13 protein-coding genes are annotated in these 13,155 nt (G+C 72.4%); 9 read left to right on the top strand and 4 right to left on the bottom strand.

The window, feature by feature from the left end:
- The first annotated feature begins 81 nt into the window (after positions 1-81).
- From ASG96_RS02165 to ASG96_RS02140, 6 genes are all read left to right on the top strand, one after another.
- Positions 82-1,329: an NAD(P)/FAD-dependent oxidoreductase gene (locus ASG96_RS02165; protein ID WP_056760080.1), complete on the top strand. Its 1,248-nt coding sequence runs from the start codon at positions 82-84 to the stop codon at positions 1,327-1,329.
- A gap of 119 nt (positions 1,330-1,448) precedes the next feature.
- Complete coding sequence (locus ASG96_RS02160; protein WP_056760082.1) at positions 1,449-2,141, top strand: fasciclin domain-containing protein; 693 nt, start codon at positions 1,449-1,451, stop codon at positions 2,139-2,141.
- 121 nt (positions 2,142-2,262) lie between these two features.
- Positions 2,263-3,084 carry a DUF4397 domain-containing protein gene (locus tag ASG96_RS02155; protein ID WP_056760084.1) on the top strand — a complete coding sequence of 274 codons (822 nt, stop codon included), beginning with the start codon at positions 2,263-2,265 and terminating at the stop codon, positions 3,082-3,084.
- A gap of 30 nt (positions 3,085-3,114) precedes the next feature.
- Complete coding sequence (locus ASG96_RS02150; RefSeq protein WP_082591570.1) at positions 3,115-3,873, top strand: class F sortase; 759 nt, start codon at positions 3,115-3,117, stop codon at positions 3,871-3,873.
- A gap of 23 nt (positions 3,874-3,896) precedes the next feature.
- Positions 3,897-4,469, top strand: coding sequence for an RNA polymerase sigma factor (locus ASG96_RS02145; RefSeq protein ID WP_056760088.1), 573 nt, complete (start codon positions 3,897-3,899; stop codon positions 4,467-4,469).
- Positions 4,453-5,355, top strand: a complete 903-nt coding sequence (locus ASG96_RS02140; RefSeq protein ID WP_056760090.1) for an anti-sigma factor — start codon at positions 4,453-4,455, stop codon at positions 5,353-5,355. Before ASG96_RS02145 ends, ASG96_RS02140 begins: the two co-directional genes overlap by 17 nt.
- 3 nt (positions 5,356-5,358) lie before the next feature.
- Here the strand turns inward: ASG96_RS02140 and ASG96_RS02135 are convergent, their stop codons facing one another.
- Entirely contained in the window at positions 5,359-6,012 is a 654-nt protein-coding gene (locus tag ASG96_RS02135; RefSeq protein ID WP_235509029.1) for a MarR family winged helix-turn-helix transcriptional regulator, read from the bottom strand.
- Between ASG96_RS02135 and ASG96_RS02130 the strand changes: the two genes are divergently transcribed.
- Positions 6,005-8,068, top strand: coding sequence for an MMPL family transporter (locus ASG96_RS02130; protein ID WP_235506806.1), 2,064 nt, complete (start codon positions 6,005-6,007; stop codon positions 8,066-8,068). The genes ASG96_RS02135 and ASG96_RS02130 overlap by 8 nt on opposite strands.
- An 85-nt stretch (positions 8,069-8,153) precedes the next feature.
- Positions 8,154-8,462: a hypothetical protein gene (locus tag ASG96_RS02125; protein ID WP_056760095.1), complete on the top strand. Its 309-nt coding sequence runs from the start codon at positions 8,154-8,156 to the stop codon at positions 8,460-8,462.
- Between the two features lie 130 nt (positions 8,463-8,592).
- Here the strand turns inward: ASG96_RS02125 and ASG96_RS02120 are convergent, their stop codons facing one another.
- Complete coding sequence (locus tag ASG96_RS02120) at positions 8,593-10,161, bottom strand: MFS transporter (RefSeq protein ID WP_057586321.1); 1,569 nt, start codon at positions 10,159-10,161, stop codon at positions 8,593-8,595.
- Positions 10,162-10,264: 103 nt separating this feature from the next.
- Between ASG96_RS02120 and ASG96_RS02115 the strand changes: the two genes are divergently transcribed.
- Complete coding sequence (locus tag ASG96_RS02115) at positions 10,265-11,002, top strand: TetR/AcrR family transcriptional regulator (RefSeq protein ID WP_057586319.1); 738 nt, start codon at positions 10,265-10,267, stop codon at positions 11,000-11,002.
- Between the two features lie 140 nt (positions 11,003-11,142).
- Here the strand turns inward: ASG96_RS02115 and ASG96_RS02110 are convergent, their stop codons facing one another.
- Positions 11,143-11,742, bottom strand: coding sequence for a GNAT family N-acetyltransferase (locus ASG96_RS02110; protein ID WP_235509028.1), 600 nt, complete (start codon positions 11,740-11,742; stop codon positions 11,143-11,145).
- The gene (locus ASG96_RS02105; protein ID WP_235509027.1) at positions 11,742-13,148 is read right to left on the bottom strand and encodes a serine hydrolase; all 1,407 of its coding nucleotides are present in this window, start codon (positions 13,146-13,148) and stop codon (positions 11,742-11,744) included. Before ASG96_RS02105 ends, ASG96_RS02110 begins: the two co-directional genes overlap by 1 nt.
- Positions 13,149-13,155 lie beyond the last annotated feature (7 nt).

Raw genomic sequence — 13,155 nt, 5'->3', positions numbered from 1 at the left:
CCGTCCTCGGCCCCTCCCGCGGCCACCCCGCGAGGTCTACGCTGCGACGGGGGCCGGACTCGAGCAGTGGGGTGATCCTTCGTGGACGCTGACGTCGTCATCGTCGGGGCAGGACTGGCAGGGCTGCGGTGCGCGCGACGGCTGACCGAGCTCGGTCACGAGGTCGTCGTCCTCGAGTCGAGCGACGGTGTCGGCGGCCGGATCCGCACCGACGTGGTCGACGGCTTCCGGTGCGACCGTGGCTTCCAGGTGCTCAACCCCGCCTACCCGGCGGTCCGACGCTGGGTCGACGTGTCGACGCTCGACCTCAAGCCCTTCGGGTCCGGCGTGCTGGTGCGCCGCACCAACGGCCTGCAGGTGCTCGCCGACCCGATGCGCGAGCCCCGGCTCCTCGCCCAGACGATGCGCAGCGGCTACCTCCACCCACGCGAGCTCGCCGGCGTCACCCGGTGGACGGCACGCGTCATGGCAGACCCGAAGACCGTTCTGGCACAGCAGGACTCGACCCTCGCGGAGTCGCTCGACGAGGCCGGCGTCACCGGCCGCCTCCGCCGTGAGGTGCTCGACCCCTTCCTCGCCGGGGTCCTCGTCGACAGCCACGGAGGGTCGTCGGCCAACTTCACGAAGCTGCTCGTGCGGATGTTCGCCCTCGGCCGGCCGGCGGTGCCGGCGACGGGCATGCACGCCCTGCCCGAGCAGGTGGCCAAGCCGCTCGGCGACCGCGTCCGGCTGCGCAGCCACGTCGAGTCCATCACGCCCGTGCACGGCGGCGTGGACGTCCGCGTCGACGGCCGGCACCTGCACGCCCGCAGCGCCGTGGTGGCCACCGACCCGATCGGCGCGGCCAACCTCACCACCCTCCCCGAGCCTCCGACCAAGGGCCTCGTCACGTGGTGGTTCGACGCACCGGAGCCGCCCCACTCCCTCCCGCTCGTCGCGGTCGACGGGCGGCGCCACGACTCCGCCCCACCCGGCCCTGTGTGGAACACCGCCGTCATGACGGCAGCAGCCCCGAGCTACGCCCCACCGACGAAGCACCTCGTCGAGGCGACGTGCCTGCTCGACCGGCCCGACGGGGACGCGTCCGAGGCCGACGTCCTGCGACACGTCGGTGAGATCTACGGCTGCGACACCTCCGACTGGCGTGTCGTCACCCGCCATCGCGTCGAGGCCGCGCTGCCGGCGATGACGCCACCCCTCGTGGTCCGCGCCCCGGTCACGCTCGGCGACGGCGTCTTCGTGTGCGGCGACCACCGGGACACGGCGTCGATCCAGGGCGCCCTCGTCTCCGGCCAGCGCGCGGCCGAGGCGGTCAACGCGCACCTCTGACGCAGCACGCCCCCCACCGCGAGAAGAAAGTTCGCGGTAGGTGCATCCCTGCACGGCACGTTCTCGGAAGTAGGAGCAGACGGCACACGACGCCGTCGCTCCCGAAGAGAGGACCGACCGTGAAGAAGCGTCATCTCGTCCCCGTCGTCGCGGCCCTGGCCGGCGCCCTCGCCGTCCCTGCCGCTGTCGCCGCCCCTGCTGCGTCCAGCGCATCGAGTGCATCGCGCGCCCAGTCATCGGTGGTCGCCGCAGCCACCCCGAGCGGAACCACGAGCCTCGCCGACGTGCTGCTCGCGGACGGCAACCAGTTCGACGGCAACTGGTACGACTACGACATCGTCACCGAGGCGGTCCTCGCCGTCCTCGCGGCCAAGCCCGACAGCCCGGTGGGCCTGCTGACGCACGGTGACGTGCCGCTGACGGCCTTCATCCCCAACGACCGGGCCTTCCAGGTCCTCGCCGCCGACCTGACGGGCCGCTGGTACGGCTCCGAGACGAAGGTCTTCCAGGCGCTCGCCGGCGCCGTCGGCATCGACGTCCTGGAGCAGGTGCTGCTCTATCACGTCGTCCCGGGCGGCCCCATCACCTCGTCGCAGGCCCTCCGGTCCGACGGCGCGATGCTGGCGACGGCGCTCCCCGGCACGAGCATCAAGGTCGACGTGCTGTCGCGCTGGCTCAAGCTCGTCCGCCTCGTCGACGGCGACCGCAACGATGCCGACCCCCTGCTCAACCCGCGGGCGCTCGACATCAACCAGGGCAACCGGCAGATCGCGCACGGCATCGTCCTCGTCCTGCGCCCCGCCGACCTCTGACGCCCTCCCGCGCGGCCCCGAGGTCCGCACCGCACGCCACCGCCTCCCCTCCCGGATGCACCTCCCACCCGAGCGCGGCCCCGTCGCACTCGAGCACTCACCCCTCTGGAAAGGAACGACCATGAAGTCGCTTCGCATCGCCGCCGCCACGACCCTCGCCCTCGCTCCGGCCGCCTTCCTCGCGGCCCCGGCCCACGCGGCCGACGCCACGGTCTCGATCCTCCACGCCGTGCCCGGCGCGACGGTCGACGTCTACGCCAACGGCAAGGCCCTTCTGACAGACTTCAAGCCCGGCACGCTGACCGATCCGCTGATGCTCCCCGAGGGCACCTACGACCTCAAGGTCACGCAGGCCGGGGCGGGCGCCGGTGGCGCAGCCGTCATCGAGGCCAACGACGTCAAGGTGCCGGGCGGCGCCAACGTCACGGTCGTCGCGCACCTGTCCGAGGCGGGCAAGCCGGTCCTCACACCCTTCGTCAACGACACGTCCACGATCGATGCCGGCAAGGCGCGGATCACCGTGCGCCACACGGCCGCCGCCCCCGCGGTCGACGTCCGGGCCAACGGCACGGCGGCCTTCAAGAACCTCACGAACCCGAACGAGGCCAAGGCCGACGTGCCCGCCGGCACGATCTCGGCCGACGTCGTCCTCGCGGGGACCGACACCGTCGCGATCGGCCCAGCTGACCTCGACCTCAAAGAGGGCACCAACACGATCGTGTACGCGTGGGGCAGCGCCGCCGACAAGAACCTGGAGCTCGCGGTCCAGACCCTCTCCGGCATGCACTCGGCCCCGGGTGGAGTCCCGGCCGGGGCGGGCGGCCAGGCCGCTGCGGCCCGAGATTCCTCGGAGGTGGCCCGATACGCGACCGTCATCGGTGCCGCTGCCGCCGTGGGCGGGCTCGTCCTCGTGTCGCGCCGCCGCGCCGCCGGGATCCGCTGACCCGCTACGCACCCGTCGCGAACGACCGAGATGAACCGCACCGTCGACCCAGGATCGGGCCGCTCCCGGGCCCGGGCGTCGAGCCCGTCCAGGGGGGCGGTCGCCGCGCTCGCGGCCGCCCTCCTGGCGGGCGTGGGCACGGCGTGGCTGACGCGTGACTCCGACGCCGCCCTCCCAGCGGCGTCCGGGGCGGGCGTCACCGGCACCGCCGCACCCACCGCCGGCGACCCCACGACCTCTCCCCCGCAGCCGGGGTCGCCGGGGTCGCCGGCCGGGACGACCGGGTCGGCCGGTCTGACACAACCGGGGGTCCGCCCGGCGACGCAGCAGGCGGGCGCGACCGCGGCGGCCCCCGACCGCCTGACGATCCGCCGTCTCGGCATCGACATGCGGGTCGTGCCGGTGGGCGTCGCCCGTGACGGCGAGATGGCGCTCCCGGAGACGCCGGCGCAGATGGGCTGGTACCGCTACGGCCCGCGGCCCGGCGACGACGCCGGGTCGACGGTCCTCGCGGCGCACCTCGACATGCCGGGCTACGGGATCGGCCCCATCGCGGCCGTCGAGGAGCTGCGCACGGGCGACGTCATCACGGTGCGGTCGGGCGAGATGAGGACGAGGTATGCCGTCACGTCGGTGACCCAGGTCCGCAAGACGACGCTCGACCTCGCCGCCCTCTTCGCCCGCGACGGACCTGCACTGCTCCACGTCGTGACGTGCGGGGGCGACTTCGACCGCGAGCAGCACCGCTACGACGAGAACGTCGTCGTGACCGCCGAGCCGCTCGCGTGAGCCGGACGTGGTTAGGTGGGTCCGTGCACGTGCACGAGGACCCTGACGTCGAGTCCGCCGAGCTCGCCGTCCGGTTGATCGGCGGGGACCGCGAGGCCCTCGCCGAGATGTACCGCCGCTGGTCCCCCCTCGTGCACACCATCGCCCTGCGCGCCCTCGGCACCAGGGAGGACGCCGAGGACGTCGTCCAGCAGGTGTTTGTCGCCGCCTGGCGGGGACGCGCCACCCTCCGACCCGACCGCGGGTCGCCGGCGGCATGGCTCGTGGGCATCACGAAGCACCGCGTCGCCGACGTGCGCACGCAGCGCTACCGCACCCACCGAAACCTGCAGGCGCTCGCGTCCGAGGTGGTCACCGAGCCGACGACCACGCACGACTCCGACTGGGCCGAACGACTGCTCCTCGTCCACGAGCTGGAGCGCATGGGCGATCCGCGAGCGACCGTGCTCCGAATGGCTTTCATCGAGGACCGCACGCACGATGACATCGCCCGCACGCTCGAGATGCCCCTCGGCACCGTGAAGAGCCACGTCAGGCGGGGACTGCTCGAGCTGAGAGACCGACTCAAGGAGGTGGAACGTGTCGCATCCGACTGACGACGATCTCGTCGACCTCGCCCTGGGCGAGAAGGTCGAGGCCGATCGTTCTGCCCACGTCGAGCAGTGCGCCGTGTGCTCCGCGTCGGTGGAGCAGCTGCGCCGCACCCTGCGCCTCGCCTCAGGACCGCTGGCGCATGCCGGCTGGCAGGCTCCCGACGACGCCGTCTGGGCGCGCGTGGCCGCCCAGATCGACGCCGAGCCCGACACCCCAGCCGATGCCGGACCGGCCCCCGCCACCGTGGCGGGACCCGACACCGGACCCGCGACCACGCCCGCGGAGACCTCCCAGCCACGGGACGAGCGTCCGTCCGGGACGGACGCCGACGACCGACCCGGCCGACCCGCGAACCCGACGGGTCCCCCGGCGACGGCGGGGACGGCATACGCCCCCGAACCCGTCCCCGCGGACGCGACGGTCAGGCCGATCACGGCGGCGTCCGCTCGTGCGACGCGCCGACGTGCCGCGGCGTGGGGCGCCGCTCTCGTGGCGGCCAGCCTCGTCGTGGGACTGCTCGCCGGGCGGGCCATCTGGGCCCCTGACGACAGCGGGCGTGTCTCGCAGGTCGCCCTGGAGACCCTCGACACACGCCAGCGAGAGGGCGAGGCCTCGGTCGTGCGCGCCGGGGACGGGCTCGACCTCAGCGTCGTGACGGACCGTCCGCTCGATGCCGGCGACGGCTACCTCGAGGTCTGGCTCATCAACACCGACGGCAAGCGGATGGTCTCCGTCGGCGTGCTGCGTCCCGGCGAGTCGGACACCTTCCCGATCAGCCAGGACCTCATCGACCAGGGCTACGTCGTCGTCGACGTCTCCAAGGAGCAGTTCGACGACAAGCCGGCGCACTCGGGCGACAGCCTGCTGAGGGGGCAGCTGCCCGCCTGAGCCTCAGGTCGTGAGGTTGCGCATCGCGGCAGTCGCGCCGCGCAGGTAGCGCTCGACGACGACCCGCTCGTCGTCCGTCAGGGAGCCGTCGAGCTCCGCCAGTGCCACGAACATCGGCCGCATCCGGGCCGTCACCTCGGCGCGCCCGCTGTCGGTGATGACCACCTCGGTGCGACGGCCGTCGTCGGGATGCGGACGCCGCACGGCGTGGCCGTGGCTGCAGAGGCGGTCCACGACGCCCGACGAAGCCGCCGAGGTCACCCCCAGCACCTTGGCGAGGTCAACGGGCCCCATGGGACCGCGCATGAGGTGACGGAGCGAGTGCAGCTCAGAGGTGCTGAGACCGGCCTGGCGCGCCACGACCGCGGGCACCGCCTCGGCGACCTCGACGAGCTCCTGCAGGGCCGAGAGTGTTCCGGTGAGCCGCCAGTTCGGCACGCCGGTCGCCGCGCTCAGGCGCGGCGCAGCCTCGACACTGCCTCTGGCGCTGCCGACGGCAGCACCGCCCTCAGGCGGCGATTGGCGGTCGCTCTGTTTGCTGCTAATGTCACTCACCAACTTAGTAATCTTCTGAGTAACTTGCTTACTCATCTTAGCGGAGGTACTCGTGAGCTCGGTGACCGACAGGATCACACGCAAATGGTGGGCGGTGGCCATCGTCATCCTCGCCCTGGCCGGGGCGATGGGAGTCGTCAGCGCCGTCGGTGAGGCGACGCGCACCGCGTCAGCGACCGACGCCCTGCCCATCGGCTCGGACAGCGCGCAGGCGATCGAGCTTCGCGAGCAACTGCCCGAGGTGGAGGGGTCGACGGCCGTCATCGTCTTCAGCACGGACTCCGGACAGCTGTCGCCCAGCACCGACAGCGCGATCGAGGCCCGGCTCGCGCAGGTGCCGGGTGCCGGCCGGGTGCCGCTGCAGCGCAGCCAGGACGGCACGGCAGTGCTCGCGGTCGTGCCGGTTGACGACAGCGACGCCACCGCGACCGCCGAGGCCGTCAAGAAGATCCGGGCGACCGTCAAGGCCGACCTGCCCGACGGGGTCACCGCGCAGGTCACGGGCCCGGCCGCGGTCCAGGCGGACCTGGCAGCCGTCTTCTCCGGGGCGAACACGCGCCTGCTCATCGCGACCGCTTCGGTCGTGGCGCTGCTCCTCGTCATCACCTACCGCAGCCCGATCCTCTGGATCTTCCCGCTCATCGTCGTCGGCGTGGCCGACCGGCTGGCCGCCGTGCTCGCCACCCACACCCTCGCGGTGTTCGACGTCGTGTGGGACGAGTCGACGATCGGCATCCTCTCGGTGCTCGTGTTCGGCGCCGGCACCGACTACGCCCTGCTGCTCATCTCCCGCTACCGCGACGAGCTGCGCCGCCACCACGACCGGCGCGAGGCGATGTCGCTCGCCCTGCGCCGCACGGCCGAGGCCGTCCTCTCCAGCTCGGTCACGGTCGTCATCGGCCTGCTGACGCTACTGCTCTCGCTCTTCCCGGCGACGCGTGGCCTCGGGCTCGCCTGCGCCGTCGGGATCGTCGTGGCCGCGGCCTTCGTGCTCATCGTGCTGCCCGCCGCCCTCGTCATCTTCGACCGATGGATCTTCTGGCCGCGCGTGCCGCGTGAGGGCGAGGCCGCTCTGGCCGACGGCACGTCGCTGTGGCGCAAGGTCGGCAACCGCGTCGCCGCGCACCCCAAGCGCATCATCAGCATCACTCTCGTCGGGCTCGCGGTGCTGGCCACGGGCATCGCCTTCATCGACACCGGCCTCAAGACCTCGGACCAGTTCCTTCAGAAGCCGGAGGCCATCTCGGCGGGCGAGCGCCTGGCCCAGTCGTTCCCCGCCGGTAGCGCCGACCCCGCCATCATCATGACGACCAACGACCCGCAGGCCGTGACCGCCGCTGCCAAGGGGGTCGAGGGCATCGCCGGCGCCCGGATGGTCAACCAGGGCAACGGGGTGGCAGAGATCGACGCCGTCATCGAGGCGGCCCCAGGGTCCGAGGCTGCCGCAGACACCGTGGTGGCCCTGCGCGCCGCCCTGACCTCGCTGCCCGAGAGCCACGTCGCGGGCACCGAGGCCGTGGCCCTCGACCAGGCGGAGGCCTCGGCTCGCGACCGGCTCGTCATCTTCCCGCTCGTGCTCGCCCTCGTCCTGCTCGCCCTCGTCGTGCTGCTGCGGTCGATCGTCGCCCCGATGGTGCTCGTCTCCACCGTCGTCGCGACCTACCTCGCCAGCATCGGCGCCTCGTGGTGGATCTTCAGCAAGGTCTTCGACTTCTCCGCGCTCGACGACAGCGCACCCCTCTTCGCCTTCGTCTTCCTCGTGGCCCTGGGTGTCGACTACAACATCTTCCTCGTGACGCGAGCACGAGAGGAGGCCCGGCGCCACGGCTCTCGTGAGGGCATGCTGCGCGGCCTGGCGGCGACGGGTGGCGTCATCACGAGTGCAGGCATCCTGCTCGCCGCCGTCTTCGCGGTGCTCGGCGTCCTGCCGCTGGTCGTCCTGGCCCAGATCGGCGTCATCATCTGCATCGGCGTCCTGCTCGACACGCTCGTCGTGCGCACGCTCCTCGTCCCGGCCATCGCGGTGGTCCTCGGCGACCGCTTCTGGTGGCCCCGCCGGCCGCACCCGACCCCCGAGCCGGCCGATCGGACTGCCGCGCCCGAGGCAACGCCGACCACCAGTCGGGATCGTGAGACTCAACCCTCGACAAACCATTGACAACAGGCGCCACGGGCCCTTGAATCAGGACTGTCCAAACATTGGACAAACCATAGACACTCGGGGACTGACGAAGGAGTCACGCATGAGGATGTTCCCGATCGCCGCAGCGGCCGCCCTGGCCTCCGCCGCCGTCCTGACGACGGCCGGCTCGGCCTCCGCATCTCCGGACACGTCCTGCATGCAGTCCGGCATCTCCACCCTGCGGAGCGCCGGACTGCTCGGGGCCGTGGCCAAGAACGGGGTCGACCTGACCTACGCCGTCGAGTCGCTCGGCGTCACGGTCCGACCCGGGGCCGACATCAGCGGCGTGCCCGACCCGGTGCCGTTCAGCCTGCTCCTCGCCGACCACCGCGCCGGCGACAGCAGCCTGTTCGTCTACCCCTGGTGCTGACCCGACAGCACGCCTGACCCCTCGACGTGTCTCGAGGCCCGACCGACTCCTACCCAAGCGGTCGCGGCAGACCGTGGGCCACGCGCCGGACTCCCTTCCGGTGCGTGGCCCACACCCGTGTCAGCCGACGTCACGTCGACTGGAACGACCTGTCGACCTCGACACCGGTGCGGGCGGGCTCATCGGGTCGGTGCCGCGGGAGCGTGGTGAGCGCGACGACCGCGCCGACGAGGAGCAGCCCGGCCGCGACGACGTCGCTGACGTGCATCCCGTCGACGTATGCCGTCCGCGCGGCCTCGAGGACCGCCTGCCCCTGCGCTCCGCCGAGCCGCGCCGCGACGACCCCGGCCTCCCCCAGCGTCTGCTGGGCGGCATCACGGGCCCCCGGCGGGAGACCCGCGGGCAGCAGCACGTCCATCCGGGCCGCATACACGGCCCCGAGGACGCTGCCGAGGACCGCCATCCCGAGCGCCCCGCCGAGCTCCCCCGCCGTCTCGACGAGGGCCGACACCGATCCGGCACGTTCGGCCGGCGCCACGCCGATCGCGTACTCCGTCACGAGCGTCGCGACGGACACGAGGCCCATCGCCACGAGGGACGCGCAGACGAGAGCGACCCAGATCGACGACTCGGCTCCGGCGGACCTCATGGCGATGTAGCCGACGGCGGCCACGACGAACCCGGTCGCCATGACGATCGGGCGACCGACCCGCAGCGACACCGCGGCAGCCGTCGGAGCCGCCGCACCGACGGCGATCGAGGGCAGCAGGCTCCACAGCGCCGCCGCGAGCGGGCTGTAGCCGAGGACCGACTGGAGGTACTGCGTCATGAGCACGGCATTGCCCATGACGCCGAACATCCCGATCACCTGCACGGCGATGGAGCCCCCGAACCCCCGGTGGGCGAACAGCCGCGGGTCGACCATCGGGCTGTCGATGCGCGACTGACGCCTCACGAAGACCACGGCCGCGCCCAGGCCTACGACGGCATACGGCATCAGTGCCGGTGACCAGCCGTCCGAGGCGAGCTGCTTGAGCACGTGGATGACGGGGAGGATGGCGAGCAGCGAGAGCACCGCGCTGACGACGTCGACCCGGCTCGCCTCCGAGCGCGACTCGGGGAGCAGGAACGGCGCCACCACGAGCAGCGCGAGCATGACCGGCACGTTGATGAGGAAGACCGAGCCCCACCAGTAGTGCTCGAGCAGGATGCCGGAGATGATCGGACCGATGCCGACGCCGCCCGCCATGACCGCGGACCAGACCCCGACGGCCTTGGCACGCTCGTCGTCGGCGTTGAAGAGGTTGCGGATGATCGCGAGGGTGCTCGGCATGAGCGTAGCGCCGCCCACCCCGAGCAGGGCCCGGGCGGCGATGAGCCAACCGGCGGTCGGGGCATACGCCGCGAGGACCGAGGCGACGCCGAAGGCGAGCGCGCCGGCGAGGAGCAGCCGTCGCCGGCCGAAGCGGTCGGCCAGGCCGCCCATCGTCAGGAGCAGACCGGCGAGCACGAACCCGTAGATGTCGAAGATCCAGAGCAGCTGGTTCGCGGTCGGTGACAGCGACTCGGCGATGTGCGGCACGGCGAAGAAGAGGACGGAGACGTCCATCGAGACGATGAGCAGGGGCAGGCAGAGGACGGCGAGCGCGGTCCACTCGCGACGGCCGGCTCGAGGCGGGGAGGTGACGGACGATGACACAGCGAGCTCCTCACAATCTGCGTATGTGACATAGTGTTTATCTGGCACACGGAAAGGTACGCCGCATCTGCGTATCGCGCAAGCAGTTGACTAGGATGGGCCCATGACCGACCTGCCGCGCTACCTCCAGCTGCTCTGGGGCCGCGAGTCCGAGGGGCGCCGCGGTCCCAAGCCGGGACGGAGCATCCGCGAGATCGGCGCTGCCGCGGTGGAGATCGCCGACGCCGAGGGGCTCGACGCCATCTCGATGAAGAGCGTCGCCCAGGCGGTCGGCTTCACGACGATGTCGCTCTACCGCTACGTCGACAGCAAGGACGAGCTGTCGTCCGTCATGGTCGACGTCGCCTACGGGCCGCCGGACCTGCGCTACGCCGCCGACGAGGACTGGCGCCGGAGGATCACCCGGTGGGCCCGGGAGATCAGTGCGCGGCGACTCGCCCACCCGTGGACCACCGAGGCGCGCCAGAGCGCGCCGCCGCTGACCCCCAACATGATCGGCTGGATGGAGTCGGGACTCGAAGCCCTCGAAGGCCTCCCCCTGACGAGCCAGCAACGACTCTCCGCCCTGCTCGCCATCGACGGCTGGGGCCAGAACCACGTCCGCCAGACGATCCAGATGGGACTCACCGGGCCCGTGGACCCCGACAGTCCGCAGGGCGCCTACCTCCAGCTCATCGGGGCCCTCATCGACCCCGCGAGCTTCCCCCGGCTCGCGACAGCCGGTCCCGAGGCCCTCGGAGACGACGACGAGGACTTCTTCGACGAGGAGTTCGCCTACGGCCTGGGGCTCCTGCTCGACGGCATCGAGGCCCTCGTCGCACGGTCGGACCACACGAGCTGACGCCACGCCCCGCAGCTCCCCCGAACGCGGCGTTCGGTCTCGAACTCAGTGTTCCAGCAGCGCGTTCGGCACCGAACGCCGCGTTCGGTCGGCGAGTGGGGACGGCATACGACGGGCGGGTTGCGGGGGCGCCGCTCGGCTCAGACGGGCCACTCCTCGCGCAGCAGGGCCCACATGTTGTCGTCGAGCCAGGTGCCGTCCTTGCCGAGCGACTTCGCCCGGATCGTGGCCTCGTGACGCATCCCGATGCGGCGCAGCACGCGGTTCGAGGCGATGTTGTCGGCGTAGGCGTCGGCCGTGATCCGGCGCAGCCCCAGGTCGCGGAAACCGATGACGAGCAGCTCGGCAGCCGCCTCGGCCGCCAGTCCGCGGCCCTGCGCGTCCGGGTGCAGCGCGTAGCCGATCGTCCCCTCCCACTCGCGCGCCGGGGTGCTGGCGATGCTGTGGCACGGCTCGAGCCGCAGCATCACGTCGCCGACGACGCGACCCGTGCGCCGCTCCTCGACGGCGAGACCGAGGAGCGGCTCCTCGGCACCGGCGCGGCCGCGTTCGACGCGCTGGGCGACCCGGGTCAGCACCTGCTCACGGCTGAGCACGTCGTGGCTGAGGTGGACGACGACCTCGGGCAGGCTGCGGTACGCGTGGACGGCGTCGACGTCGTCGAGGGTGAGCGGCCGCAGCGCGAGCCGGTCGGTGAGCCGGGGCCAGACGAGCCTCGACAGGTCGGGTGAGTCCGGCACTAGCGCCAACCGCCCTCGTCGACGCCGCCGGGCACGTCGGCCGCCGGGTCGTAGGCCGTACGCGTGAACCGGAACGACGCGAGGTCCAGGTGTGAAGGCGAGCCGTCGGTGGCCCGCACCACCCGGAGCGGCTCGCCCGTGTAGTAGCCGTCCAGGCCGACCCACTCGTCAGGTCCGGTCGGTGCGAAGCGCGATCCGCGGGCCTGACCCGGCTCGCCGAGCACGAGGTGCTCACCGACGAGGCGGGCAGTGGACACCGAGGGGCCCCAGTGCCACGTGCCGACCAGGTCGAGCGCGGTCGGGTCGCCGGCCGCGTGCCAGGGCTCCGGGGTGCGCGGCTCGCGCTCGACGAAGGCCGCGAGCAGGTCGGTCGCCACCTGGCCCATGCCGCTCGTCGAGTTCGCGAGGACGACGACGCCGTCTCCGCTCTCGACGTCGACCCGCAGGCCCGCGAGAAAACCGGGCATCGAGCCGCCGTGACCGGCATACCTCGTGCCGTCGACGTTCCAGACCTGCCAGCCGAGCCCGTGGGAGGTCGTCCACGCCTGGCCGGGGTTGTCGACGACGGTGTGCGGCTCGTACATCTCGGCGAGCGTGTCCCCCGACAGCACGTCGCCCGTCTCACCACCGGCGAAGGCGGCCCAGCGCGACAGGTCCTGCACCGTGGTCCACAGCTGGCCGGCCGGGGCCATCGCGCCGGCGTCGTGCTCGGGCTCGGTCAGGAGGACGTCGGCGAAGGGGTGCACCGCGAGCCCGTGGGCCGCGCGACCGGTGGGGCGTGTGGTCGTGCGAGACATGCCGAGCGGCTCGAGCAGGTCACGACGGACCACGTCGAACCAGTCGGTGCCGTGCGCCCTGGCCACGAGCTCGCCGAGCGCCGCGAAGCCGACGTTCGTGTAGTGGAAGCGCCGACCGGCCCGGAACCGCTGTTCCACAGGCGATCCCGCGCCCGGCCCTGCCAGCTCATCCCAGTCGCCACCGGGCGTGCGCTCCCACCACGCGCCGTTCGTCTCGGCCTGCACACCGGCGCCGTGCGAGAGCAGCTGCGCGATCGTCGCGCCGCCCAGCGCCGAGCCGGGCACGTGGTCCTCGAACCGGTCGAGCAGGTCGAGGCGACCGGCGTCGCGCAGACGCATCACGGCCACTGCGACGAAGGTCTTCGTGATGGAACCCATGCGGTACTGCGTGTCGGTGTCGGCCGCCTCCCCTGCGGCGCGCCCGTCGAGCGTCCCGACGGCATCCGACCAGGCGAGGTCGCCGTCGCGCACGATCCCGGCGGCGACCGACGGCAGCCGCCCGCGGCGCTGCTCTGTGGCCAGCACGTGGTGCAGGTGCCGGGCGGTGGCCGGGTCGATGCCGCGGGTAGGTGTGGGGACGTCGGCGTCGCTGCGCGGGTCGGTGCTCACCCGCTCC

It is taken from the genome of Terrabacter sp. Soil810 (assembly GCF_001429645.1).
In the GTDB taxonomy this organism is placed as follows: domain Bacteria; phylum Actinomycetota; class Actinomycetes; order Actinomycetales; family Dermatophilaceae; genus Terrabacter.
Note: the sequence above shows the minus strand (reverse complement) of the source record. Positions and strands in the feature narration are given on the sequence as shown.

Excerpts from the sequence above, each read along its gene's own strand:
- ASG96_RS02135 (WP_235509029.1), bottom strand. The coding sequence starts at position 6,012 with ATGGCCACCGCCCACCATTTGCGTGTGATCCTGTCGGTCACCGAGCTC.
- ASG96_RS02115 (WP_057586319.1), top strand. The coding sequence starts at position 10,265 with ATGACCGACCTGCCGCGCTACCTCCAGCTGCTCTGGGGCCGCGAGTCC.
- ASG96_RS02150 (WP_082591570.1), top strand. The coding sequence starts at position 3,115 with ATGAACCGCACCGTCGACCCAGGATCGGGCCGCTCCCGGGCCCGGGCG.
- ASG96_RS02155 (WP_056760084.1), top strand. The coding sequence starts at position 2,263 with ATGAAGTCGCTTCGCATCGCCGCCGCCACGACCCTCGCCCTCGCTCCG.
- ASG96_RS02125 (WP_056760095.1), top strand. The coding sequence starts at position 8,154 with ATGAGGATGTTCCCGATCGCCGCAGCGGCCGCCCTGGCCTCCGCCGCC.